A 24,357-nucleotide genomic window follows, 5' to 3' on the forward strand; every position below is an offset into this window, starting at 1 on the left:
CCGACAGTACGGCGGTAGCGCTGGGGCGATTCACTGTTGGCGCCTTGCGGGTGCGACCGGGCAGGGTTCCGTCCGCTCGCTCGGCAGGCCGGAGCCTCCGGATGGCGCCGGTTCATCGGTCCGGGGGCGTGCCGGGGAGAGCCCGAGCGTTCGGTAAAAGGTGTCGTTCTCGAAGCGTCGGCGCGGGTCGAACCTGCGGACGGCGCGGCAGAACTCGGGGAAGCCGTCGGCGTTGGAGGCGGGCAGCAATTCCGGGGTGAAGTACTTGCCCCAGTGCGGCCTTCCGCCCAGCCCGTAGAGCAGGCGCTGGATGTCGTCGAACAGCGGGCGCGCGGCAGCGATCAACCCCTCGGCGGTCATGTAGGACACGAAGCCGAAGTACGTGGCCTGGGCTGCCCGCGCGGGACTCAGGTGGCCGCGGGCAGGGCCGGTAGTGCGCAGGATGACGGGGTAGTGCAGCTTGTACGGGGAGACGTGCAGGAGTTCCTTGAGGCCGGCGTACGCCTTGGGCACGGCGTCCAGCGGGACGGCGATCTCCATGTTCAGCTGCGGAGCCGGGATGCCGTTCTTGAAGATCTCGTGGAACGTCCCCGTGGAGTCGGTCGCGCCGAGGAACTTCTCCAGCGTCTGTGCGGCCGGTGTCGGGCCCTGGCCGTCGCCGATGTCGGCCATCAACTGACGGCGGGTGCGTGCCACGATGCGGTCCAGGTCGGCTGGACCTTGGGCAGCGGAGTCCGTGGGCGTCCAGCTGTCGTCGTGGGTGAGCCAGGTATGCACGACCTGGTGCTCGGTGAACCACCAGCTCTTGGCAGCTGCGGATTCGCGGTTCCAGGCGGCGTAGCGCTCGGGCAGGCTGTCCTCGGCGGCGGTGAAACGAGTGCAGAGCCACTTGTTTGCCGGTCGGCCGCGCAGTTCCAGGCCGACGACCACACCGAGGCACCCGAGGTTGAGGATGGCAGCGTCGAAGTCGGCGTCACTGGGGGTGAGCTGGTGCAGGGTGCCCGTGCCGTCCATGAGCTCGATGGCTGCCACGCAGTCGGAGAAGGTACCGCCGGACAGACCCTGCGCGTGGGTGCCGGTGGCGAGGGCGCCAGCGACCGTCTGCCTCGTGATCACGGGCGGGCAGGCAGCCGGTTCCAGTCCGTGGCTGTCGAACGCCCGCCACACGTCTTCGAGCAGCGTGTCTCCGGTGACGTAGAGGTGCTCGCCCCGCAGCCGACCGGCCCCGCGACCGGGGAGGTCCAGGAGGATGCCGTGAGTCCCGTCCGGGCACCGCAGCTGGGCCGGGTAGGTGAACCTGGACCCGAGGACGCGCACTGTTCCTTCCTCGCGCGTCAGCATCGACTCCAGCTGTTCCAGGGACGTGATGCGCGTCCAGCCGTCGCGGGCGGCGATGGTGACGTTGCCGCCCCAGTTGGTGAGAGTCATAGGAGAAGTCCTCAGTGGTCTCGGTCGGCACCGAGGGGCGGACAGCGTCCGCCGTGTCCCGGTGCCGGGATGCCTCTGCTCGAACTCGCCGTCGTACCCCCGCGGCCGTGGCCGCAGGAGGGAGGCGGCGAAGGTGGTGCGGCGCGGGCCCGCGCCGCTTCCCGGTCGCGCCCGCTTCTCAGGCGGGGCCGAACATGTGCTGCGTGGGCGGGTGCGGGTGGGGGCAGGAGGTGAAGGCGGGGCCGAAGCAGCAGGTGTGGGCCTTCGTCCACGTCTCCAGGTCGGTCGTGGGCCGCCCCAGGAGCTGCTCGGCGCTCCCGGTCGCCAGGGCGTCCCCGTCGGAACTGATCCGCTCCCACAGGCCGAGGACCTGCACTGCGGCCTCGCGGCGCATCCCGTACTTGGCCAGGCTGGCCACGAAGTGCTCATCCGTCTGACTCGCGAACGTGATCGGCCGCCCGCAGACCTCGCTGAGGGCCGACGCCCACTGAGCGCAGGTCGCCTGCACGTGGTGGCTCATCAGGGCACCGCTCAGGTTGACCGAGTCGGGAGAGAGGATCTTGCGGCAGAACAGCTCGGCGGCGTCGTCGCAGCTGATGTAGGAGAACGGGCGGTCGACGTCGACGGGGAAGGTGAACGACCCTGCCTCGGCGATCGACTGGCACTGGTAAAGGATGTTCTCCAGGAACATGGGCAGTTGGACGACGTCGAACGCGATCCCGGACTTCTCCAGGAGTGCTTCCAGCGCTGCCGCTTCGTCGGCCATCGTGCACTGCCCCGGGGTGAACTGGACGCCCAGACAGACGATCTCCTTCACGTCGGCCTTCTGCGCAGCCCGCAGGTACATCCCGCCGATGTCGACGCGCCGGTCGATCGGAGGCACCATCAGCAGGGTGTCCGTCCCGGCCAACGCCTCGACCAGCGAGGCGGGTTGTGCCGGTTCCCAGTCCCGGAGCTGCACGTCGATGTCGCTCACGGCGCGTCCGGCGATCCGGGCTTCCGGAATGGCCAGGCGTAGCATCAGCTGCGGTGCGTCGGCGGCGAGTCGGCGCAGCGTGTAGTGGCCGACCTTGAAGAAGTTCCGGGTTGCCCCGAGCACGGTGACGACCTGCGGCGACTTGGTCATCGCGCGCTCCAGCTCTCGGTGCTCGTCGGGTCCTTGTACAGGTCCACTGGGTTGACCGTGTTCGAGTGGTAGCCCAGCAACCGCCGGCTCTCGGCGGAGAGGTGGCCGGCTGCGGTGGCGGGGTCGCAGGGGTGGTCGTACGGGCGCAGCCACGCCTGCCCGAAGCGGATGATGGCGCTGCGTCGCTCCTGGGTCCGGTTGGGCAGTACCGCATGCCACATGGTGTTGCCGAAGACGACCGCGTCGCCGGGTGCCGCGTGGATGCTCAGGGCGCCCTCGGGAAGCGCGCCCCGGGCGAGGGCGTTGTTCGCCGTCTTCCAGTAGGCGTCGTCCTTGTGGTCGGCCGGCCACCGGTGGGAGCCGGGAATGAGCACGAGGTTGCCGCTGTCCTTGGGGCGCGTGTCGGTGAAGAACACCTGGGCCTTGAGGTGCAGCGGTCCGTTGAGCTCGTCGTACGGACGCTCCAGGTAGGGCCCGGAGTCGCGGTGCCACGGCTCGTGGGCCTCCTGGTAGATCCCCCGCCGCAGCACCTCGGTGCCTAGGACCTGGAGCGACCCGTTGAGGATTCGGTGGGGGACGGACATCAGGGCCCCGCACTCGAAGAGCAGGTGGTACTCGGCGATAGTGTTCGCGGCGTCGCGTACGTGGATCAGGGCCGGGTTCGTGTTGAACGAGCTGTGCGTCAGGTCGGGGCCGCGATCGTCGGTGAGCCTGCGGACGGCCGTGTCCAGCATGCTGACGACGCGGTCGGGGACGACCCGCTTGAGGAGCACGAAGCCCTGTTCGGTGAACTGGGCGACGGCGTCGTCCGGTGAACTCGTCACGGTTAGCTGCTTTCTGTTTCGGCCTTGGGCGGCAGCGGGTTGTTGAGGGCCGTACGCAGGCGCTGTGCGACCTCGTGCTTGCGAGCCGGATCGGCCAGCCGAGGGAAGACGATGATCGAATCGCCGTCGTAGCGCGGCACGACGTGGACGTGGAAGTGGAAGACGGTCTGGTGAGCGGCCCGGCCGGTGGCGTGGACCAGGTTGATACCAGAGGCGCCGCAGGAGTCCCGCAGGGCGTTCGCCACCTGCTTCGCGGTCGCCATGACGTGCTGAAACAACTTTTCGGGGATGTCGAACAGGTCCTGGAAGTGCTGCTTTGGAACGACGAGGACGTGCCCGTAGGTCGCTGGGAGGTGGTCCAGGAAGCACAAGGTGTCCGGCGTCTCGGCTATGACGTGGGCCTCCGCCTCGCCGCGGCCGATGCCGCAGAAGACGCAGGAGGACTCCGCGTTGCCGACCAGATCTTGTGCCGCGTATCGGGACAACCACCGGGGATCGAAGCTCAAGGACACGATGTAAGTAGCCCTTCTCTGGGGGCGCTGCCTGCGAGCCGGAGTGCCAGGCGGGCATGGCGACATGGCCCGTGGGCGATCGGTGCGTCGGGGCGGTGCCCGGATGGTGGGCTGGTCGGCGGCTGATCCTCTGTGGGGGGAACATGTCGAAGAAGTGCCGTCGATCGGCCCGGCTGCGGTGTTCGCCGGGTTACCCCAGCTCAGGTGGAGAAGCGGAAGACGAGGGGGCGGGGCCGCGCGGCCTGGATCCGCTGGCGAAGTTGCTGCGGTTGCGCGGCACTCGGCTGGGCAGCCAGAGTCAGTGTGGCCACGACCCGCTTGCCGTGGTCGGTTGCTTGCGAGGTCCAGCAGCCGGCCGTGAGGTGATCGACGATGAACAGGCCGCGTCCGTGCTCGGCTTCGTCGGCCACGGTCCGGAGTTCGGGGTGGTTGCTGCTTCCGTCGAGCACGTCGAGGGTCAGGGCGTGCTCGCTGCGGCTGGCGTACAGGCCGAGTGTGACGGGCTGGCCACCACCGTAGGTGAACGCGTTGGTGAGCAGTTCACTGACCAGCAGGACCACGTCATCGGCCCGGTCGCCCAGTTCGAAGCCCCATAGGCGCAAGGTGGCGATCACGAGCCTACGAGCGAAGCCCACCGCACCGTCGAACGGTGTGAGCGGCCAAACCGCTCGCAGGATGTCGTCGTTGGTCATGACTCCTCCAGCTGTTGGTCCTCGGCGGTGCCGGTGGGCTGCTCGAGGTCGTCGGCATCGGGCCATGCCTGCCAGTCGCTGTGCTCGTGCCGGGCTCTGACCTCTCGTACACGGTCGCCGCGGCTGCGCTTGGGCAAGGGTGGGAAGGTCGGGACGGGGTCACGGCCTCGGCTGCGCGGACGGAGCAGAAGGATGCGGATGCCGGCCTCGGTGAGCCCCGTGCTGCGGGCGGTGGCGAGGGTTCGCGGGCCGAGGTGCGAGGCGGCGGGCAGGACCACGCCGTACGTGTCGGGGAGGGCCAGGACATCGAGCAGACCGGTGAAGGCGGCGGAGCGCTCGCCCTGGGCCGGTGCCGTACGCTCGACGAACACGGCGCCGAGCAGCAGCTCGTGCTGGCCGCAGTACTCGGCGAGCGCCGCCGTGAGCGCGCCGTCGCGTCCGGCGGGTGCCTTGACCAGGTGCAGGAACCCGTAGACGACGGGGCTGTTGAGGGAGCGGTGCTCGGTCAGCGGTTCCATGGGCAGACCGTCCTTCACCGTGGGAAACGGGTTGTTAGGGATGCCTTGAGCGTGCCGCCGAACTGGTCCTCGCGGGAATGACCACCTGTTGCACTTTCGCTGCACTTCTGGCCCACCGGCTGCGTCTGCGGTGCTTCGATGTGTGCGAAGGGAGGCAACGACATGGCGACGGTGCACCGTTGGACTGGGCTTGAGGCCGCTGCTCTGCGCGCCGCCTTACGGATGAGCGTTCGGGGCTTCGCCGAGCACCTGGGCGTCGCTCCTCGCACGGTCGCCAAGTGGGAGAAGCACCGCGCCAAGACCGAGCCCTACCCCGACAACCAGGCCATCCTCGACACGGTGCTCGCTCGGGCCGAGCCAGCTGTCCACATGCGCTTCGAGGTGCTTCTCTCCGAGGCCGGCCAGGCCACGGGCCATCCGCCTCGGATCACGGCAGCCGGGCCGCGCCTGTGGGAGTACGAGACCTGGGCCGAAGACCTGGAACGCTCCGTCGTGGCGCTCAACCGGCAGAACTTCGGCTTCGCCCACAGCCTGCTCTCCCGTTGGAGCACCCGCTGGCCGGTCGATGAACTGGACGACCGCGGGCTGTACCTGCTCGGCCGCAGCACCGTCCTGGAGGCCGACCTTTACCGCGACCAAGGCGTGCTCATCGGCCCGATGTCCGCGCAGCACGCCTACGCCAAGGCCCGTCAGATCTTCACCCAGCTCGACGTTCCGCGCCGAATCGCACAGATCGAACTGTCGCAGGCGGTCGTGGCCGAGATGTCCGGCAAGCTGGACGCCGCAGCCCGCCGCTACGAGGCCCTCGCCCTCGACGAGCGACTCTCGCGCCGCGACCGCGCCCGCGCCCGGCTCTGGGTCGGGACCGCGCTCAGCAAGGACGGCAACCAGGACTTCGCGGCCCGGGTCATGCTCGCCGCAAGTCGCGACTTCGAGGATCTCAGCGAGCCCGACGACTGGTCCGTCGCCCAACAGAAGCTGGCCCTGGCGTACCGCGGCTCCGGCGACCTGACCCGCGCCCTGCAGTTCATCGACACCGCCCGCGCCACCGGTACGACCGACACCCCGATGCAGCGCGTGCGCCTGGACACCGCGCACGGGCACATCCTGCTCTCCGATCCGGCGACCGTAGATGATGGTCTCCATGTCCTCGACCAAGCGGCGGCAGTGGCGGCTCAGTTCAGCCTCAGCCACCAACTCCGCTCTATCGAAGGCATTAAGACCCTCATTCCGTGGGCTGCCCAGCCCCCGGCCACGGTGACCAGGGAGAGCGCGTGACGTACGACGACAAGCCCGGCCTGACCGACCACCAGCGCGAGGCTGCCCAGCTGATCTGGGACTACCACCAGATGCACCACCAGCTCCGACCCTGCGACGCGGCCATCGCCCTGGGCAGCCACGACCTGGGCGTGCCCGCCTACAGCGCCGAGTTGTTCCGCGCCGGCCTCTTCCCGATTCTGGTCTTCTCCGGCGGTCCAAACCCCACCGCCCCCGAACGCTTCCCGCGCGGCGAGGCGGTCCACTTCCGCGAGCACGCCGTCGACCTCGGCGTATCGGCCGACGAGATCCTCATCGAGCCGAACGCCACCAACACCGGCCAGAACATCACCCTCTCCCGCCAGGTCATGGCCGAGGCCGGCATCCGCCCGAGCACGCTGATGCTGATCGCCATGCCGTACATGGAACGACGCGCGTACGCCACCACCCGCAAGGTCTGGCCCGAGATCGAGATCGTGTGCGCCTCCCAGCCGATCGACTTCGACGACTACCTCAAGGGCATGGGCGACGAACGCAAGGTCGCCGAGATGCTCGTCGGGGACCTGCAGCGGGTGATCGAGTATCCGAAGCTCGGCTTCGCCGTCGAGCAGGAAGTCCCGGGGGACGTGCATGACGCCTACCAAGCTCTTGTCCGAGACGGCTTCACCAGCCGCCTCCTCAACTGACCCTCCCCCTCGGCCGGGCGGGGTCTGCGCGATCCACCAGCCCAACTTCCTGCCCCGGCTCAGCACCCTTGCCAAGATCTTCGCGGCGGACTACTGGATCGTCCTCGACGACGTCCAGTTCGCCCGCCGCGACTACCAGCACCGCGCCCGCATCGCCCCACTCGACCGCCCCGGCCAGCAGCACTGGCTGAGCCTGGCCACCCATCTCCCCAACGGCCGCGCCACCTTGATCCGCGACGCCCAACTGATCAACCAGCAGCGCAGCCGTGACCAGACCGCACAGGCGATCCGCCACTGCTACCGGCGCAGCCGTCACTGGCGGCACGTCAATGATGTCCTGGAGCGCGTACTTACGGCGTTCGCCAGCTCCGACCGCACCTCGTTCGTGGCGGAGAACTCCACCAGGGTCCTCCTCGACCTACTGGGCTGGCACGGCCGGATCATCCGCAGCAGTCAGCTCCCAACCCGCCGCGAGCGTTCGCAGCGGCTCGCTGATCTCGCAACAGTCACGGGCGCGACCACGTACCTCTGCGGCTCAGGCGGACTCCGGTACCTCGATCACGGCCCGTTCAACGCTGCCAGCGTGCTGGTCGAACCGTTCCTCACACCTTCCGGAGGTCCTTGGAGCGGCAGCCGCCGAATGTCAGCACTGCACACGCTCGCTGCGCTAGGAACGGTTGGCTTCGCGGAAGCGCTCGCCGAGGCTGCCCGGCGACCGGCAGATCAGGAGCGAAGAGGTGGGATTGTTCCCGCCTCTTGCCCCTGACCTGCCGGAGCCCGAAGGGCAACATCACCTCGCCCGGTCTCATTCGCAAGACGCTCGGCAGCCGGGATGGTCCCCGGCCGCCGGGGACGGCCTGCCCGCTGTCGTCGGCGGCCGGCCTACCGTGTTCGCCTGCCGGGTCCAAGTACCCAATGCGGTAGGCGACTTGGGCGGCGCCTCCGGGCCGGGTTACACGCCGGTGGTGCCGTCGATGCGTTCGCGGAGGAGGTCGGCGTGGCCGTTGTGGCGGGCGTACTCCTCGATCATGTGGACGTAGATCCAGCGGAGGCTGACGTCCTGATCCATGAAGCGGCCGGTGTCCGTGAGAGCGCGGGCGGCGCAGAGCTCGCGGGTGCGGGCGATCTCCGCACGCCAGGTGGCGAGGGCGTCGGCCAGGGTGGCGCCTTCGGCGAGGTCGAAGCCGCCGTCGGGGCCGTCGGGGTCGGCCTCCGGGTCGTAGATGGGCGGGGCCTGTTCTCCGGCGAGGACTCGGCGGAACCAGTTCCGTTCCACCTCTGCCATGTGCTGGACGAGTCCGATCAGGGTGAAGTTGGACGGTGGCACTGATGTGGCGGCCGCCTGCTCGTCGTTCAGGCCCTCGCATTTCATGACGAGTGTCACGCGGTGGAACTCGAGCCAGCTTTCGAGCGTGGTGCGCTCGTCGGCGTTCAGGGGCGGCAGCAGACGTTCGATGGTGTTCATCGGCCGACTATCGCGAGAGGTCGAGGACCTCGGCCAGTCCCGCGGTGGCGAAGGCGGCCACGAGCGGTTCGCGGCCCTCCGTGAAGTGGGCCCAGCTGTCGAAGTGGACGGGGACGACGCGGCGGGCGCCCAGGAGGCGGGCGGCTTCGGCGGCGTGGGTGCTGTCGAGGGTGAGGAGGGCGTTGTCGAACAGGCCGGTGCGGGCCGCGCCGGCGAAGAGGACGGCGGTGTCGACGGGGGCGTAGCGCTGGGCGATCCGTTCGACGACGTCGAGGGAGGCGTTGTCGCCGGAGACGTAGACGACGGGCAGGCCGGGGCCGGTGAGGACGAAGCCGATGACCTCGCCGGTGACTGGCTCGCAGCCGTCGGGGCCGTGCTGGGCGGGGACGGCGGCGATGGTCACGGGAAGGCTGTCACGGCCGGTCAACTCGACGCTCTGCCAAGGGGCGAGGCCCTTCGCGGTGCCGCCGAGGCGCTCCGCGCCGCCGCGGGTGGTGAGGGTGAGGGGGACGCCGTCGAGGAACTTGCGACCGCTGTGGTCGAGGTTGTCGGGGTGTTCGTCGTGGGAGAGCAGGACGGCGTCGATCGGGCCGAGGGTGGCGGGGTCGGCGGTGCCGGGGTGGGTCTTGACCAGGGCGCCGCCGCGCGGGAGCGGGTATTCGCCGGGGGCGTCGAAGGTGGGGTCGGTGAGCAGGCGCAGGCCGCCGTACTCGATGAGCGCGGTGGGGCCTCCGAAGACCTGGACGGCGGGGACAGCAGCCATGACACACCTCACGGGAGAGAAAGCGGTTTACCGTGAGAGGAATCTAACGGGCCATCACGGCAACCCGCAAGCTTTTCCGTGAGAATGGACGGCGAGAGCACTCCTCACCTGCGGGGAAGGCCTCTACGATGAGGGTCATGAGCCAGCGCACCGACACCAACTCCCCCGCCCCGGGCGCCGAGCAGTACCCGGCGCTGGACTTCGCCAACTCGCTGCTCAGCCTGCCTGCCGGCCCGCTCGACCTGCTCGGCTCACCGGAGGCGGCCACCGCCTGGCTGATCGACCACGAGCTCGCCCCGACCGGCGGCCGGATATACCGGTTCTGCACCGACCGACTGCATGAACTACGCGCAGCGGTAAGGGAGTTGATCGAAGCCCGCACCACGGGGCAGCCGGCGCCGGCAAAAGCACTCACCACAGTCAACGCCGCCCTCACCACCACCCCGTCCACCCCACTGCTGCACTGGGACCCCGAACGGGGACTGCACCGTGCCCTCCCGCACCCGGCCGACCGGATCGCCGACCACGCGATGGCCCAACTCGCCGCCGACGCCGCCGAGTTGCTCACCGGCCCGGACGCCGACCGGCTGGCGGCCTGCGGCGGCACCCCGTGCAGCAGGTTCTACGTCCGCACCCACGCCTCCCGGCACTGGTGCTCGACCCGCTGCGGCGACCGCGTCCGCGCCGCCCGCGCCTACGCCAAGAAGCGCGCCACGAGCAAGAGTTGACGGACGGACAAAAAACGAACCCCGCCCGGCCACGAAGGCCGAACGGGGTCCGCGGAACTACCGGAGCGCGTGCGTCAGACGGCCGACCGGGGGAAGGTCGGGTACTCGACGCCGGAGACGTGCTGGACGACCCGGACGACCTGGCAGGAGTAGCCGAACTCGTTGTCGTACCACAGGTAGAGGATCGCGTTGTCGCCCTCGACCTTGGTCGCGCCCGCGTCCACGATGGAGGCGTGGCGGGAGCCGATGAAGTCGCTGGAGACCGCGTCGGGCGAGTCGATGAAGTCGATCTGCCGCTTCAGCGGGGAGGTCAGCGACACCTCGCGCAGGTGGTCGAGAACGTCCTCGCGGGTGGTCTCGCGGGCCAGCTGCAGGTTGAGGATGGCGATCGAGACGTCCGGCACGGGAACGCGGATCGAGCTGCCGGTGATCTTCGCCTTGAGGTCCGGCAGGGCCTTCGCGACGGCGGAGGCGGCACCGGTCTCGGTGATGACCATGTTGAGCGGCGCGGAACGGCCGCGACGGTCGGCCTTGTGGTAGTTGTCCAGCAGGTTCTGGTCGTTGGTGAACGAGTGGACGGTCTCCACGTGGCCGCGGAGCACGCCGTACTCGTCCTCCATCGCCTTCAGCGGCGGGACGATCGCGTTGGTGGTGCAGGACGCGCAGGAGATGATCTGCTCGTCCGGCTTGATGGTGTCGTGGTTGACACCGTGCACGATGTTCGGGACGTCGCCCTTGCCGGGGGCGGTCAGCACGACCTTGGCGATGCCGGGGCGCAGGTGCTTGGACAGGCCCTCGCGGTCGCGCCAGCGGCCGGTGTTGTCGATCAGGATCGCGTCGTCGATCCCGTAGGCGGTGTAGTCCACCTCGCTGGGGTCGTTCGAGTAGATCACCTGGATCGCGTTGCCGTTGGCGACGATGGTGTTGGTCGCCTCGTCCACGGTGATGGTGCCCTGGAACTGGCCGTGGATCGAGTCGCGCCGCAGCAGCGAGGCGCGCTTGACCAGGTCGTCGGCACCGCCGCTGCGGACCACGATGGCGCGCAGTCGCAGGCCGCCGGCCTTCTCGACCAGCAGGCGGGCCAGCAGGCGGCCGATCCGGCCGAAGCCGTACAGGACCACGTCGCGGGGCGCCTGGCGCTCCAGCTTGTTCTCGCCGGTGGCGCCGGCCACGGCCTCGGCGGTGAACTCCTCGACGCTCAGGCCGCGGTCGTCCGCACGGTACGCGGCGGCCAGCAGGCCCAGGTCGATCTGGGACGGGCCGAGGTCGAGGGCGGTGAGCGCCTGAAGGAACGGGAAGGTCTCGGTGATCGAGAGCTCCTCGCCCGCTATCTGACGGGCGAAGCGGTGGGTCTTCAGGATGCTGACCACCGACTTGTTCACCAGGGAGCGGCTGTGCAGCAGGACGGTGACGTCCCGCTCGCGGTGCAGCCTCCCGATGATCGGGATCATCGACTCCGCGAGCTCCTCGCGGTTCTTCCAGTCCGTGAACACGTCGTCGTTGACAGTCACAATTCAACTTTCGAGGGTAGAGCCAGAGCTAGGCGCCCCCATGCTAGCTTCGGCCGGCCCGTGGGCGGGGGGCGGTCCCCCCGCTGACCAGCGGTGGTACGCCGCGAAGGGCCGCTGCGGACGTGATCGCGACCACACCCGCGACACTCTTCGACCGCTCCGGTGCAGCTCGGTACCGAATCTGACGCCATGTCAGCTCCATTTCGGGCCCGACGGGGCGTGACCAAGCTCACCCACGTCGAATTCATCACCCCGGGGGGTGATGTCTCGTCATTTTCGGCCACTTGGCACCTGTGGATGGAGGAGAGTGGGAGCCCCGGCCGGGCGGCCGCCCGATGCGGGGGTGCAGGTCCGGCCGTCCGAGGCCGGGCCGCCGTGAGGAAGGGACGGCCGTCCATGCCACACCTGGCCTACCAGCGGGCCGCGCTGGTGTTCACCCTGTTCGACGCCAACGACAACGGGGTGCTCGACGCCGAGGACTTCGACCTGATGACCGAGCGCGTCCTGGCCGTCGCCGGCGACTCGTCGGAGGCCGACCGGCAGGCGCTGGCCGACAGCATCAGCAACTACTGGGAGGTGATGGCCAAGACGCTGGACATCGACGGCAACGGCCTGATCACCCCCACCGAGTTCCGCGGCTTCGTCCTCAATCCGGAGTTGTTCGGCGCCACCGCCGCCGTGTTCGCCGACGCGCTGGCCGCGCTCGGTGACCCGAACGGCGACGGCCTGATCGAACGGCCCCGCTTCCTCGCCCTGATGACCGCGATCGGCTTCGACAAGCCCAATATCGAGGCCCTGTTCGACGCCTTCGGCCCGGATGCCACCGACCGGATCACGGTCCGGGTATGGGCCCAGGGCATCCGCGACTACTACTCGCCCGAAAAGGTCGGCATCGCCGGCGACCGCCTGGTCCCGAATCCGCTCTGACCTCTTCCTCCGTTTTTGAAGGAGCCCGTTTTGACCGCACCGCTCATCGCCCTGGCCGTCGGCCACGGCACCGGCCCGGACCTCGCCTCCGTTTTCGAACGGGTGCTCCGCCGGATCACCCGACTGCACGGTGTGGAGGCCGAGTTGGTGCGGTCACCGCGGCTCTACCACTCGTACCTCTCGCTGCGTGCCGAGTACGCCGACACCGCCGAGATCACCCGGATCACCGCGCAGGACGCCGCGCACTACGAGCAGTTCTGCCGCGAGCAGGCGGCGGCCGGCGTCCGGGCCGTGTTCCGCACCGCGATCAACGCCCAGTCGCTGTACTTGGTGCGCCAGCGCCTCGCCGCCGTCAAGGTCGAGCCGCTGGACGCGGCCGGCGCCCGGCTGCTGCTGGTCCGCGACCAGGCCCAGGGCTTCTACACCGGCGAGAACCAGCACACCCCCGGCAAGGTGGTGCGCACCATGGAGTTCAGCCGCGCCGTCACCGAACAGGTGGTGCGCTACGCGGTCCGCCGGGCCCACGACCTGTGGCCGGAGGGGCCCGCGCGGGTGCAGATGGCCTACAAGTTCCACCTGCTGGACGGCGCGCTGGACGACTGGGCGGCCGACCTGTCCGCCGAACTCGGCATCGAGATCACGCTGTTCCAGCCCGACACGGTCAACCGCAATCTGATCACCAACGGCCCGGAGGACCGCACCGTGCTGGTCGCGGGCAACGAATGGGCCGACATCATGCACGTAGTGCTGCTCGACCGGTACGGCTCGGAGCGGCAGGAGAATCGTTGCACCGAGAACGTGAACCTCCACCCGGAGCTGAACGGCCTCACCGAGTACCAGACGGTGCACGGCTCGGCCGACGCGCTGGCCGGCCTCGACGTGGTCAACCCCGTCGCCACCGTCCGGGCCGCCGCCCGAATCGCCGAACGCCACGCGGACTGTCCGGGCGCCGAGGCCGCCGTCGAGGCGGCGCTGGCCGCCGCCCAGGCCCGCGGGGCCCGCACGCCCGACCTCGGCGGCACCGCCGGCACCACCGAGGTGGTGGACGCGGTGCTGGGCGAGCTCCGGGTGGCGTTAAAGCCCTTCGTGCCCGCCGCCAGGTCCGGCTCGGCACGCGTCGCCGCCTCCTCGGGCACCGATCGGGCGGGCGCCCGGTGAGTACCACCGCCACAACCACCGCCACACCGACGGCCCTGGTGGTCGTCGACGTACAGAACGACTTCTGCGCCGGCGAGGTCGCCGCCGCCCGCTTCCCCGGGGATCCGGCCCGCCTGGCCCGGGTCGCCGAGCGCACCGCCACCGCCGTCGACCGGGCCCGCGCGCTCGGCGTCGAGGTGCTGTTCGTCCGCTTCCTCGGCGACGAAGCCCACCAGGGTCCGGCCTGGCAGCGGCGCGACGCGGCGCTCGGCAAGCGCCCCAAGTGCCTGGAGGGCAGCTGGGGCGCCGAGTTCCACGCCGCCCTGCCCCGGCCCGACGAGGCGGTGTTCACCAAGCTCGCCTGCTTCGACGCCTTCCTCGACCCCGCGTTCGAGCCGTACCTGCGCTCCCGTGGCATCCAGCACCTGGTGCTGGCGGGCGTGTTCACCGACGTGTGCGTCGACTCCACGGCCCGCACCGCCTTCCAGCGCGGCTTCCACCTCACCGTGCTCCGCGACTGCACCGCCTCGCTGCACCTCGCCGACCAGGACATCCTGGATTTCATGGCCAAGGTGTACGGCGCCCGGATCACCGACCTCGCGGACGAACGCCCCTTCGTCCTGCCGGAGTTGGCCACCGCTACCGCCCGGGCAGGGCAGTCGTGACCATGAGCGCCACCGTTCTGGACGACCCCGGCGTCACCGCCGGCGTCGGCCGCACCGCACTGCTGGTCGCGCACGCCCGCGCGCTGGAGGCCCGCCGGCCCGACGCGCTGGCCGTCGACCAGTTCGCCGAACACTTCGTCCGCGCCGACCCGGGCTGCGCCGACTGGCCGCGGCACCCGGACGAGATCGCCCCGGGCGACCCGCTGTGGGGCCGGCTGGCGAGCTACTTCGCGCTGCGCACCCGGGTGCTGGACGCCCACCTGATGACGGCCGCCCGGGCCGGGGTGCGCCAGGTGGTGCTGCTCGGCGCGGGCCTGGACTCGCGCGCGCACCGCCTGCCCTGGCCGCCCGGCACCACCGTGTGGGAGCTGGACCGGCCGGAGGTGCTGGCCTTCAAGCAGCGGGTGCTGGACGAGCTGGAGGCCGTCCCGTCGGCCTGCCGCCGCACCGTGCCGGTCGACCTGCGCGGCCCGTGGCCGCAGGCGCTGACGGACGCGGGGCTGGATCCGCGGCTGCCGGTCGCCTGGCTCGCCGAAGGGCTGTTCCTGTACCTGCCCGCCGAGGCCGAGCTGCGGGTCGCGGGCACGCTGGACGAGCTCAGCGCGCCGGGCTCCACGCTGGCGTACGAGGTCAAGCTCGGTCTGGAGGCGGCCAAGGTGCGCTCCAGCCCGGTGTACGAGGCCGCCCGAACCAGGATCGGCCTCGATCTGCTGTCGCTGTTCGCACCCGGGCCCCGCCCGGACACCGCGGCGCACCTGCACGCGCTCGGCTGGGCGACCACCGTCCGCACCCCGTTCGACCACGCGGCGGGGCTGGCCCGGGCGCCGCGCCGGGAGCAGAACGACGCGCTGGCCGCCAACCGCTGGATCACCTGCGTCAAGGGGCGTTGACGAACGAACGGGGCCGGGCAGTCGCTGCCCGGCCCCGCCCCGTGCCCGTGGGATATCAGTACGGCTTGACCAGCACGTGCGCGGCGCCGGGGATGCCGATCTTGAGGAGCTCGTCCTCCTCCGGCGTGGTGGGCGTACCGGTCTCCTGCTTGAGGATGGCCCGGGACAGCGACTGGACGAACATCGCCCGCGGGCGGCGGCGGTCCTCCCAGGCCTGGAGGGCGGCGGCCACGTCCTCGGTGGCGTCCAGCTCCTGGGCGAGCACCAGGGCGTCCTCGACGGCCATCGCGGCGCCCTGCGCCAGGTGCGGGGTGGAGGCGTGCGCGGCGTCGCCGGCCAGCACCACCCGGCCGACGTGCCAGGGCGCGTCCACGGTGACCTGGGAGATCCGCGAGTAGACGACGGTGGACGGGTCGGTGATCTGCGCCAGCGCCTCGGCGACCGGGCCGGAGAAGTCGGCCAGCCGCTCGGTGAGCTGCTCGTGGGCGCGCTCCGGGTCGGGGCGGAAGTCCTCGGCCTCGGCGAACACCGAGCCCAGGTACATCAGCTCGTCGGTGATCGGGGTGAGCAGCGCCTTCGCGGCCAGGTTGCCGGTGCTCATCAGCACGCCCTGCAGGTCGGCCCGCCGGGGCAGGGTGACCCGCCAGTTGGCGAAGCCGGTGTACTCGGGGCGGAAGCGGTCGCCGTACAGGCGGGTGCGCAGCGGGGAGCCGATGCCGTCGAAGCCGACCACCAGGTCGTAGCGGCCGGTGCTGCCGTCGGACAGTGTGACGTCCACGCCCGCGCCGTCGTCGGCGAGTTCGGTGATGGTGGTGCCGAAGTGGACGCGGGCGCCGGCCTCGGTGGCGGCCCGGCCGAGCACCTGGGCGAGCGCGGGGCGGGGTATGCCGTTGTTGGCGGGGGCCTCGTCCATCCGCGGCTGCGGGATCTTCGCGACGGGCCGGCCGGCCGGGTCGCAGATGGTCAGCACCTCCCATTCGAAGCCGACCGCCAGGCAGTCGTCCAGGATGCCGATCTCGCGCATCACATGCAGGGCGTTGGAGGGCTGGATGATGCCGACGCCGAGCGCGTCGAACTGCTCGCGGAGCTCGGCGACCTCGACGCTGTGGCCGCGGCGGGCGAGTGCGACAGCGAGTGTGAGTCCGCCGATGCCGCCGCCGTGGACGAGGACACGCAGGGGTGTAGCCATGGTCATCTCCAGTGGGTTCGGGGGTTGGGCGGGAGTGGGCGCTGGGGCCCGGAAAGGAAGGTCTCAGCCGACGGGCAGCGCCATCAGGTGGTCGACCAGGGAGAGCAGCACGTCCCGGCCGAAGTTCCGCTCGCGGACGTCGCCGACCAGCATCGGGACGTGCGGGTCGAGGTCGAGCGCGGCCCGGATCTCCTCGTCGGAGCGGGTGTTGACGCCGTGGAAGCAGTTGATCGAGACCACGAACGGGATGCCCCGGCTCTCGAAGAAGTCGATCGAGGCGAAGCTGCTCTCCAGCCGGCGGGTGTCGGCGATGACCACACCGCCGAGCGCGCCGTTGACCAGGTCGTTCCACATGAACCAGAAACGTTCCTGGCCGGGCGTGCCGAACAGGTACACCACCAGCTCGGGGCTGACGGTGATCCGGCCGAAGTCCAGGGCGACGGTGGTGGTGGTCTTCTGGTCGACGCCGGCCAGGTCGTCCACGCCGACGCTGGCGGTGGTGAGGTACTCCTCGGTGCGCAGCGGAGCGACTTCGCTCACGGCGCCGACCAGGGTGGTCTTGCCGACGCCGAAGCCGCCGGCGACCAGGATCTTGACCGCGGCGGCTCCCGCCTGGGTGGTCGTCATCTCACAGTCTCCTCAGTCCCTCACGTACGGCGGCGAGCAGGCCGCGGTCTGCGCCGCCCGAGGCCCGGGCCACCGAAATCGGGGCCCGGGCGGTCAGGAGGCCCTGTTCGACGAGGTCGCCGAGCAGGATCTTGGTCACGGACACCGGCAGGTCGAGGTCGGCGGCGACCTCGGCGACGGCGGCGGGGGTCCGGCACCGGTTGAGGATCAGCCGGTGCTCGGGCTGCAGCCGGCCCGGCCGGACCGGCGCCCCGTGGGCGTCGACCGGCTCGGTCACGGCGGTGAGCAGGGTGATGAGGGTGAAGTCGTCACGCTCGGGCGCGGTGCGGCCGCTGGTGATGGTGTACGGGCGGACCATGCTGTCCGCGCCGTCGTCGTGCTCGTCGTCGTCCCAGTAGGGGCTCACCCGCGCTGCCCGCCCCGGGCGGCGAACGCGTCGAAGTCGCCGCGCTGCGGGGTACTGAGCTTCTGGCCGACCTGCTGGACCAGGTTGTGCATGGCCAGCGACATGACCTCGGCGTCGACGTCCTGGGACGCGACGACGGCGAGGTGGGTGCCCTGGCCGGCGGCGATCACGAACAGCCACAGGTCGGCGAGTTCGACGATCACCTGGTGGACGGTGCCGCCGGTGAACAGCTGGCCGACGCCGCGGGCCAGGCTCTGCTGGCCGGTGGCGATGGCGGCGAGGCGTTCGGCGTCAGGGCGTTCGATGGTGCGGGAGTGGCTGACCACCAGACCGTCGTCGGAGAGCAGGACGGCGAGCCTCGTCCCGGCCACCGAGTCCACCAGGCCGTCCAGCAGCCAGTCGAGGTCCTGGTGGGTGGAGGTTGTGCGCGTCATGACCGGTCTTCTCTCATCGGGATGGTCGGGGTGTTCCAGGTGTCGCCGGGCTCGGGCCGGCCGTCGGGCTGCGGTGTGGTGTCCGCGTTCGACTTGGCGGCTTCGGCCCGCGCCTCTCTGGACCGCCGCTGGAACGCTCCGACCGCCGCCCCGGCCCGTCGGGGGGCCGGTCGGAACAGCGGGTTCTCGTCCCAGCGCGGCGGAGCGGGGGCGGCCGGCGCGGTGGCCGGGTCGATCCGCAGCTCGTCGACCAGGCTGGCCTGGCGGACGCGGCGCGGCAGCGGCGGCTCGGCGCCCGGCAGTGCCGGCGTGAGCGGCACGTACGGGGCGGGCGCAGCCGGGGTGGGCACAGCAGGGGCGGGTACGGCCGGGGCCGGCGGCGCCGGGGCGGGCCGGTACTGCGCGGGCACCCCGTACGGGGCGGGCGTGGCCGGCGCGGGCGGCAGTTCGGCGGGGAAGGGGTGCGCGTGGGCGGCCGGGGCGCGGTCCTCGTCCGGCCCGCCGTACAGCTCGTGCTGCGGGAACGGGTCGGCGGCGGCGTACGGCGCCTCGGTCGGCGGGTACGGCGCGTCGATCGACGTGATCGGCGTGTACGCGGTCTCGATCGGCGGGTAGGGCGCGTCGGCCTGCTGCTGGTAGGGCGCGGCCGGCGGCGTGTACCGGTCGCCGGCCGGCGGGTACGACGACTCCTCGGGAGCCGCGTGCAGCTCCAGCAGCGCGTTCTCCTGGTCGGGCGTCTGCGCGAGCGAGGTCGCGGCGGCCAGCGCCTGGCCGCGGGACCGGGTGGGCAGGCCGCCGGGCTGCGGCGCGGCGACCAGCCTCGGGCGGGCGTCCGGCGCGGGGACGATCAGCTCGTCGGGGACGAGCACCACGACGCGGGTGCCGCCGAACGCGGACTGGCGGAACTCGATCCGCAGGCCGTTCTGGTCGGCGAGCCGGGCGATGACGTAGAAGCCGAGGCGGATGTCGTCGCCGCGGGCCAGCACGTCGGCCTTGGGCGGACGGGTCATCAGCAGGTTGGCTTCGTCGATCTGCTCGTCGTCCATGCCGAGGCCGCGGTCCTCGATCTCGATCGCGACGCCGCGGCTGACCCGGCCGGCCCGGACCTCGACCGGGTTCGGCGGGCGGGAGAAGCTGAGCGCGTTCTCGATCAGTTCGGCGAGCACGTGGGCGACGGCGCCGACGGCGCGTTCGGACACCCAGGGGCTGCCGTCGAGGTCGATGACGACCCGTCGGTAGTCCTGCACCTCGCCCTGGGCGGCGCGCATCACGTCCAGCAGCGGGACGGGCTTGCGCCAGCGCCGGTGCGGGGTGCCGCCGGCCATGATGACCAGGTTCTCCTCGTAGCGGCGCAGGCGCGCGGTGAGGTGGTCGAGGTCGAACAGGCCGTCGAGGATCTCGGGGTCCTCGTGCTTGCGTTCCAACTCGTCGAGCTTCTTCAGCTGCTGACCGATCAGCAGCTGGGTGCGGCGGGCGATGCGCTGCAGCAGCCGCTCGTAGGCGCGGTGCTGTTCGGCCTGGCCGACGGCGGCTTGCAGGGCGCTGGTGCGGGCCAGGTTGAACGCCTCGCCGAGCTTGGCGAGTTCGTCCTCGGTGCGGGACCACGGGTCGCGTTCGATCGCGCGGGCGTGTTCCTCGACGTCGATCTGCTCGCCGTTGCCGAGCCGCTCCACCACCTCGGGCAGGGCGTTCTCGAGGTCCTCGGCCTGCTTCTGGAGTCCGCCGATCCGGCGGCGCAGCGTGCGGGTGAGGCGCCAGCTGGTGAAGGCGACCGCGACGAGGGCGACCAGGCCCGCCAGGGTGGTGAGGCCCAGACGGATCGCCAGGTTGATGGTGATGCCCTTGGCCGTCTCGACGATGGCCGCGGTGCGGTACTCCATCAGCCCGACGAGTTCCGGGTTGACGGCGTCGATGGACTGGCGCCAGGTGTCCTTGTCGGTGTTGAGCGGGATCCGGCCGTTGCGGTCGGGGCCGACGGGCTTCAGCAGGTCCTGCTCGGCGCGGCCCTTGGCGAGCCAGCCGGGGCTGTTGGTGATCTGCTGCCACATGGCGGCCTGGTCGGCCTCCAGGTTGGGCGCGACCTTGGTGCCGAACTGGAAGCTCTGCTCGGAGATGGCCTGCCGGACCTGCTGGTAGTCCTCGACGCTCAGCGAGCCGGTCGGCCAGCCGCGGGCGAGCAGCGCGTCGGTGCGGGAGATCATCTCCTTGCCCCAGAACAGGTCGACGAGCGGCGCGGAGACGGTGGTGATCCGGCCTTCGTCGACGTGGCTGAGGGCGCCGAACAGTCGCAGGTCGACCGCGATCAGGTCGGTGTAGTAGCTGTACACCGTGGCCTGCTGCTGGTCGCTGCCGCTGTCCACCAGGGCGCGCTGCGCGGGCAGCTGGTTGATCGCGGCGCGGGCCTCCCGGACGGCGTCGCGGACTTCCTGCGGCGCGCTGCCGGCGTCGATGCCGGACAGCTTCTGGAAGGTGTTGACGGCCTCGTCGGTCTTGCCGCGCTGGGTGCGCAGCGCGTCGGTGACCCCGGTGTGCCCGGCGAGGACCTCGGCGCTCAGGCGCCGTTCCTCTTGCAGGTTGTAGTACACGATGTTGGACGGCTGGCCGGCCTTCTCCGCGAGCATGCCCTGGGCTGCCAGTCGCTGGAAGGAGTACAGGAGCTGTCCGCTGGTGACCGCCCACAGAGCGGCCAGTGCCACTGCAGGGACGATGGCCAGCACGAGCAGGGTCGCTCGGAGCGACAGCCGGCCCTTGATCCGCCGAGACGCGCGCGTGCGCAGGACATTCTCCTAGGAGACGAGGCCAGTCGTTCAGAACTGGTCGAATCTGATGAGGACTCTGACGGATGGATCTTAGTATCACCGTATAACGACCCAAAAAGCCGAGGCGGTCCCGCGCCCGCGCGGCACCGCCCATGGTGTCCCAACACCCGCTTCGACCAGGCACGATGAACCGCTCAGGGGCCAACGCCCCACCGCACGGCGGCCATTCACCATCGGCCCGCTCCGGCTCGCACGAACTGCCCGCCCCAGCACCGGAACTGAAGCCCCACCCGGCGCCGGACCGGCCCGGCGAACCATCCGTCAGGGTCGCCGGCCGAGCCGTTCCGGAGTCTAGCGCTCCCTTGACCACTCGAAACATGGACTCTGTCGGAAGTTGTCGGAAACCGCATCTGAACGGTCGGAATCGCCCCGAAGGGTCCGAGAATCGCCCAGAACGATTGATTCCGGTACTCGTTGTCGGGATCTTGACACGGCCTCACCTACCGGCTTGTCGGGTGCCGGCGCCTCCTATCGCCGGTCCGAGTTCGGCGATCAGCCGGCTCGCAGCGCGGGTCCGAGTTCGGCGATCAGCCGGCGGTAGGTCTCGAACGCGGGCTTGCGGGTGTGGTCGTCGCGCAGCAGGCCGAAACCGTGGAACAGGCTCTCGCCGCGACTGTCGGCGTCCCGCAGCGCGAACAGCGTGTACCCGTCGATGTTCAGCGCCGCCGCCTGCCCGGCCACCGCCCGCACCACCGTCTCCAGCGCCCGGGCCTGCGCCTGCTCCGACCGCCCCGGCCCGGTGGGCCAGCCGTTCTCGCAGATCCGGATCGGCACCGTGGCCGGGATGCCCGCCTTGGGCAGATCGGTGTGCCGGAAACCGTTCAGCACCCAGCCCACCCCGTCCGCCAGCCGCTCCGCCGGGACGGGGCGGAACACGTCCGGGAAGAAGTCCAGCCCCACGTAGTCGAGCGCGTCCAGGAAGCGCCGGTCGGCGAGTTCGCCGAGCGCGTCCCAGAACGGCGCGGCCGGGCCGAACGACGGCACCGCGTTGAAGCCGACCTCGGCGGACAGGCCGAGCTCGCGCACCTCCTCCTTCGCCGCGACCACGCCCGCCACCAGCGCCTCCCGCACCCCCGGAACGCTGCCGTCCAGCACCGGCAGGTCCGCGTTCGGCTCCTCGCAGATCTGCACCGAGCCGAGCCGCGCCCCCAGTTCGCGCACCTGCCCGCGCACGAACCGTTCCCACCCGTCCCGGCTGCCGGTCGGCTCGCGGAACTGCAGCACCAGATCGACCTTCCGCGCCCGCTGCCCGCCCAGGTACGCCTCCCAGCTGTCCGGGGTCTGGCCCGGTGCGCTGACGGTGGTCGCGAAGGACCGGTACACCCGGACCAGGAACTCGCCCTCCTCCCCCTGCAGTTCGTCGAGCGCCTCGGCCACCTGCCGCGGGTCGTCCGGGCTGACCGGGTGCACGATCCCCTGCCCGTCACCGAGCAGCGCCCCCGGGTAGATGCCGAACCTGAACTGCCGCCGCCTGTCGTCCATTTGACCCCCTGGCGATATTTTTGGTGTGACACCAATTTTTCAGTGACCCTAGCATGGGGTGCATGGGCCTTCGTGAGACCAAGAAGCAGCAGACCCGGACCGCCATCGCGGACGCCGCGCTTCCGCTGTTCCTCGAACGCGGCTTCGACCAGGTCACCGTCGCCGAGATCGCCCGGCACGTGGGCGTCTCCACCAACACGGTCTTCAACTACTTCGCCACCAAGGAAGACCTGTTCTTCGACCGGCAGCACGAGGTCGAACAGCAGCTGGCCACCGTCGTCCGCGAACGCCCGCCCGGCACCTGCCCCGTCGCCGCCCTCCGCGACGACCTGCGCACCGCCATCGGCCGTGCCGACCTCACCCCCGGCTCCGCCACCTTCCACCGCACCATCGAGGCCAGCCCCGCGCTCCGCGCCCGCGAACGCGAGATCGCCGACCGCGCCGAAACCGCCCTCGCGGCCGCCCTCCCCCCGTCCCCCACCGCCTTCCTCCTGGCCGGCGCCCTCATCGGCGCCCACCGCGCCACCCACCGCGAACTCCGCCACCGCCTCCTGGCCGGCCACCCGCCGCACACCATCGCCACCGACCTCGCGGCAGCCGTCACCACCGCGTTCGACGCGCTGTGCCGCTGCCCGCAGCACCCCTGGGCCCCCTCGTGACGCGAACCACTCCCCCGCACCCGCTCGGCGCCGAGACGCTCTTCCCCGAACTGTCCGCCCACCGCAGCACCACCACCGCAGTCCGCCTCGGCCGCGACGGCGAACTCAACGTCTTCACCCGCCCCAACGACCCTGCCCATCCGACCCGCTGGGCCATTCAGTAGCCCCACCCGCTCCCCCGATCGGGCGGTTTCGCCGCCAGACGGGCCGGACACCCTGCGGGGAACGGAACTCCCTCCCGGGCGAAGGCGGTACGGCGAATTGGAACTCCCCAGCGTGCTCGGCGTGTTCGCACACCCGGACGACGAATCCCTCTCCGCCGGCGGCCTGCTCGCCCGCCACGCGGAGGCCGGGGCCCGGACGGCGGTGGTCACCGCGACATGGGCGGAGGGGACCCACCGGATTCCCGAACTGGCGTGTGCGCTGGACGAGTTGGGTGCGGGGCCGCCCAGGCTTCTGGGCTACGCGGACGCGAAGGTCCCGGACTCCGCGCCCGGGCAGGCCCGACTGCTCGACGCCCCACTCGATCAGGCAGTGGCCCAACTGGTGGCCCAACTGCGGGAGTTCCGTCCCGAGTGGGTCGTCACCCACGACGGGTACGGCGGCCTGACGGGCCACCCGGACCACCGGCACACCCACCGCCTCACCGTCCTCGCCGTCCACGCGGCCGCCCTCCCCGGCCTCCACCCCGGACTGTGCGACCCCTGGCCGGTCCGACGACTCCTGCTCGCCACCCATCCGCACAGCGCCGCAAGGGAGTTGGGCGCCCTGTTGTTGCGTCCCGGCCGCACCGCGTACAGCGTCCCGGACGCCACCGTCGAGGCCCTCGACGTCACCGCGTGGCTCCCGCGCAAACTCGCCGCCGTCTTCGCCCACCAGTCGGAGGTCACCCGCGGCGCCCTCCCCGGCCGCCTCGCCGCCGCGACGCCGTCCGTCCGCGCCCGGCTGATGCAGACCGAGTGGTACCAGCCGCACCCGCTGCCCAACCTCGCCGCATCCGTTGGAAGTTGATCGACCTCGCCTGCTAGACAGTCGACATGCGGCACCCGTCCGTCGAAGGAGTCCCGTGTCAGACCTGACCGTCCGCCTCGCCACCACCGCCGACCGCCCCACCCTGGAACGCCTCTGGCTGATGTTCAGCCACGACATGTCGGAGTTCAACGGCCAACTGCCCAACCCCGACGGCACCTTCCGCGACGACCGCCTCCACCAGGCCCTCGCCGACCCCGACTGGGCCCCCTACCTCGTCACGACCGCCGACCACACCCCAGCCGCTTTCGCCTTCGTCCGCGGCCTGACCGCCCCCACCCGCGTCCTCAACACCTTCTTCGTGGCCCGCGGCGCCAGGCGATCGGGCATCGGCCTCCGCGCCGTCCAAAAAGTCATCACCAACCACCCGGGCCTCTGGGAAGTCGCCTTCCAGGACACCAACCCCACCGCCGCCCATTTCTGGCGCCGCGTCGCCACGCACATCGCCGGCCCCGACTGGACCGAACGGCACCGCCCCGTCCCCGGCCGCCCGGACCTGCCGCCGGACACCTGGATCTCCTTCAGCACGACCGCAGAAGCCCCCGCCTGACCATTCCTCCCCCGGCCCCGCACGCCGGAGGCC

27 protein-coding genes are annotated in these 24,357 nt (G+C 71.0%); 12 read left to right on the top strand and 15 right to left on the bottom strand.

The genetic code is table 11. The annotated features are described in order from the left end of the window. Positions 1–30 precede the first annotated feature (30 nt). The 6 genes from ACFYS8_RS04510 to ACFYS8_RS04535 form a co-directional block, all read right to left on the bottom strand. On the bottom strand, positions 31–1,428 hold the full coding sequence (locus tag ACFYS8_RS04510; RefSeq protein ID WP_387635616.1) for a D-arabinono-1,4-lactone oxidase: 1,398 nt from the start codon (positions 1,426–1,428) through the stop codon (positions 31–33). A 178-nt stretch (positions 1,429–1,606) separates the two neighbouring features. Continuing rightward, positions 1,607–2,554: a hypothetical protein gene (locus ACFYS8_RS04515; protein ID WP_387635619.1), complete on the bottom strand. Its 948-nt coding sequence runs from the start codon at positions 2,552–2,554 to the stop codon at positions 1,607–1,609. Continuing rightward, entirely contained in the window at positions 2,551–3,378 is an 828-nt protein-coding gene (locus tag ACFYS8_RS04520) for a phytanoyl-CoA dioxygenase family protein (protein WP_387635621.1), read from the bottom strand. The genes ACFYS8_RS04515 and ACFYS8_RS04520 overlap by 4 nt, the downstream gene beginning before the upstream one ends. A 2-nt stretch (positions 3,379–3,380) precedes the next feature. After that, positions 3,381–3,863 (bottom strand): HIT family protein, encoded by a 483-nt coding sequence (locus tag ACFYS8_RS04525; RefSeq protein ID WP_387635624.1) that lies wholly within the window; start codon positions 3,861–3,863, stop codon positions 3,381–3,383. Positions 3,864–4,090: 227 nt separating this feature from the next. Then, positions 4,091–4,582, bottom strand: a complete 492-nt coding sequence (locus ACFYS8_RS04530; RefSeq protein ID WP_387635625.1) for an ATP-binding protein — start codon at positions 4,580–4,582, stop codon at positions 4,091–4,093. After that, the gene (locus ACFYS8_RS04535) at positions 4,579–5,100 is read right to left on the bottom strand and encodes a hypothetical protein (RefSeq protein ID WP_387635627.1); all 522 of its coding nucleotides are present in this window, start codon (positions 5,098–5,100) and stop codon (positions 4,579–4,581) included. Before ACFYS8_RS04535 ends, ACFYS8_RS04530 begins: the two co-directional genes overlap by 4 nt. A gap of 162 nt (positions 5,101–5,262) precedes the next feature. Between ACFYS8_RS04535 and ACFYS8_RS04540 the strand changes: the two genes are divergently transcribed. From ACFYS8_RS04540 to ACFYS8_RS04550, 3 genes are read left to right on the top strand one after another with little or no spacing between them, the layout of a single operon-like run. Then, positions 5,263–6,378 carry a hypothetical protein gene (locus ACFYS8_RS04540; protein ID WP_387635630.1) on the top strand — a complete coding sequence of 372 codons (1,116 nt, stop codon included), beginning with the start codon at positions 5,263–5,265 and terminating at the stop codon, positions 6,376–6,378. Continuing rightward, on the top strand, positions 6,375–7,043 hold the full coding sequence (locus ACFYS8_RS04545) for a YdcF family protein (protein WP_387635632.1): 669 nt from the start codon (positions 6,375–6,377) through the stop codon (positions 7,041–7,043). Before ACFYS8_RS04540 ends, ACFYS8_RS04545 begins: the two co-directional genes overlap by 4 nt. Then, entirely contained in the window at positions 6,988–7,809 is an 822-nt protein-coding gene (locus ACFYS8_RS04550; protein WP_387635634.1) for a WbqC family protein, read from the top strand. The genes ACFYS8_RS04545 and ACFYS8_RS04550 overlap by 56 nt, the downstream gene beginning before the upstream one ends. Before the next feature lie 186 nt (positions 7,810–7,995). On the opposite strand, the gene ACFYS8_RS04555 is transcribed toward ACFYS8_RS04550, so the two are convergent. Beyond that, positions 7,996–8,508: a DinB family protein gene (locus ACFYS8_RS04555; protein WP_387635637.1), complete on the bottom strand. Its 513-nt coding sequence runs from the start codon at positions 8,506–8,508 to the stop codon at positions 7,996–7,998. A gap of 7 nt (positions 8,509–8,515) precedes the next feature. Further along, on the bottom strand, positions 8,516–9,271 hold the full coding sequence (locus tag ACFYS8_RS04560; RefSeq protein ID WP_387635640.1) for an MBL fold metallo-hydrolase: 756 nt from the start codon (positions 9,269–9,271) through the stop codon (positions 8,516–8,518). 128 nt (positions 9,272–9,399) lie between these two features. Between ACFYS8_RS04560 and ACFYS8_RS04565 the strand changes: the two genes are divergently transcribed. Beyond that, complete coding sequence (locus tag ACFYS8_RS04565) at positions 9,400–9,999, top strand: CGNR zinc finger domain-containing protein (RefSeq protein WP_387635642.1); 600 nt, start codon at positions 9,400–9,402, stop codon at positions 9,997–9,999. A gap of 74 nt (positions 10,000–10,073) precedes the next feature. Here ACFYS8_RS04565 and ACFYS8_RS04570 read toward each other — a convergent pair whose 3' ends face one another. Further along, entirely contained in the window at positions 10,074–11,510 is a 1,437-nt protein-coding gene (locus ACFYS8_RS04570; RefSeq protein WP_387635645.1) for a glyceraldehyde-3-phosphate dehydrogenase, read from the bottom strand. 396 nt (positions 11,511–11,906) lie between these two features. On the opposite strand from ACFYS8_RS04570, the gene ACFYS8_RS04575 reads away from it, so the two are divergent. From ACFYS8_RS04575 to ACFYS8_RS04590, 4 genes are read left to right on the top strand one after another with little or no spacing between them, the layout of a single operon-like run. Beyond that, a complete protein-coding gene (locus ACFYS8_RS04575; RefSeq protein WP_387635648.1) occupies positions 11,907–12,437 on the top strand; it encodes an EF-hand domain-containing protein in 531 nt (176 codons plus the stop codon). Positions 12,438–12,467: 30 nt separating this feature from the next. Next, entirely contained in the window at positions 12,468–13,595 is a 1,128-nt protein-coding gene (locus ACFYS8_RS04580) for an isocitrate/isopropylmalate family dehydrogenase (RefSeq protein WP_387635650.1), read from the top strand. Continuing rightward, positions 13,592–14,239: a cysteine hydrolase family protein gene (locus ACFYS8_RS04585; protein WP_387635651.1), complete on the top strand. Its 648-nt coding sequence runs from the start codon at positions 13,592–13,594 to the stop codon at positions 14,237–14,239. The genes ACFYS8_RS04580 and ACFYS8_RS04585 overlap by 4 nt, the downstream gene beginning before the upstream one ends. 2 nt (positions 14,240–14,241) lie before the next feature. Beyond that, positions 14,242–15,129, top strand: a complete 888-nt coding sequence (locus ACFYS8_RS04590; protein WP_387635654.1) for an SAM-dependent methyltransferase — start codon at positions 14,242–14,244, stop codon at positions 15,127–15,129. A 55-nt stretch (positions 15,130–15,184) separates the two neighbouring features. On the opposite strand, the gene ACFYS8_RS04595 is transcribed toward ACFYS8_RS04590, so the two are convergent. The 6 genes from ACFYS8_RS04595 to ACFYS8_RS04620 all read right to left on the bottom strand — a co-directional run bounded on the left by ACFYS8_RS04595 (position 15,185) and on the right by ACFYS8_RS04620 (position 22,086). Beyond that, positions 15,185–16,318 (bottom strand): FAD-dependent monooxygenase, encoded by a 1,134-nt coding sequence (locus ACFYS8_RS04595; RefSeq protein WP_387635656.1) that lies wholly within the window; start codon positions 16,316–16,318, stop codon positions 15,185–15,187. A 63-nt stretch (positions 16,319–16,381) separates the two neighbouring features. Further along, a complete protein-coding gene (locus tag ACFYS8_RS04600; RefSeq protein ID WP_387635658.1) occupies positions 16,382–16,945 on the bottom strand; it encodes an ATP/GTP-binding protein in 564 nt (187 codons plus the stop codon). Between the two features lies 1 nt (position 16,946). Then, positions 16,947–17,303: a DUF742 domain-containing protein gene (locus ACFYS8_RS04605; RefSeq protein ID WP_387636844.1), complete on the bottom strand. Its 357-nt coding sequence runs from the start codon at positions 17,301–17,303 to the stop codon at positions 16,947–16,949. 44 nt (positions 17,304–17,347) lie between these two features. Continuing rightward, positions 17,348–17,785: a roadblock/LC7 domain-containing protein gene (locus ACFYS8_RS04610; protein ID WP_387635661.1), complete on the bottom strand. Its 438-nt coding sequence runs from the start codon at positions 17,783–17,785 to the stop codon at positions 17,348–17,350. After that, the gene (locus ACFYS8_RS04615) at positions 17,782–20,481 is read right to left on the bottom strand and encodes a nitrate- and nitrite sensing domain-containing protein (protein ID WP_387635663.1); all 2,700 of its coding nucleotides are present in this window, start codon (positions 20,479–20,481) and stop codon (positions 17,782–17,784) included. Before ACFYS8_RS04615 ends, ACFYS8_RS04610 begins: the two co-directional genes overlap by 4 nt. Before the next feature lie 615 nt (positions 20,482–21,096). Next, positions 21,097–22,086, bottom strand: a complete 990-nt coding sequence (locus ACFYS8_RS04620) for a hypothetical protein (RefSeq protein WP_387635666.1) — start codon at positions 22,084–22,086, stop codon at positions 21,097–21,099. A gap of 62 nt (positions 22,087–22,148) precedes the next feature. Here ACFYS8_RS04620 and ACFYS8_RS04625 point away from each other — a divergent pair, with 62 nt between their 5' ends. The 4 genes from ACFYS8_RS04625 (at position 22,149) to ACFYS8_RS04640 (ending at position 24,324) form a co-directional block, all read left to right on the top strand. Further along, complete coding sequence (locus tag ACFYS8_RS04625; protein ID WP_387635668.1) at positions 22,149–22,745, top strand: TetR/AcrR family transcriptional regulator; 597 nt, start codon at positions 22,149–22,151, stop codon at positions 22,743–22,745. Continuing rightward, entirely contained in the window at positions 22,742–22,909 is a 168-nt protein-coding gene (locus ACFYS8_RS04630) for a hypothetical protein (protein WP_387635670.1), read from the top strand. Before ACFYS8_RS04625 ends, ACFYS8_RS04630 begins: the two co-directional genes overlap by 4 nt. Positions 22,910–23,006: 97 nt before the next feature. Then, entirely contained in the window at positions 23,007–23,756 is a 750-nt protein-coding gene (locus ACFYS8_RS04635) for a PIG-L deacetylase family protein (protein WP_387635673.1), read from the top strand. Between the two features lie 55 nt (positions 23,757–23,811). Next, entirely contained in the window at positions 23,812–24,324 is a 513-nt protein-coding gene (locus ACFYS8_RS04640; protein ID WP_387635675.1) for a GNAT family N-acetyltransferase, read from the top strand. Positions 24,325–24,357 lie beyond the last annotated feature (33 nt).

Origin of the sequence: Kitasatospora sp. NPDC004615 (genome assembly GCF_042873545.1) — a bacterium.
Classification (GTDB): domain Bacteria; phylum Actinomycetota; class Actinomycetes; order Streptomycetales; family Streptomycetaceae; genus Kitasatospora.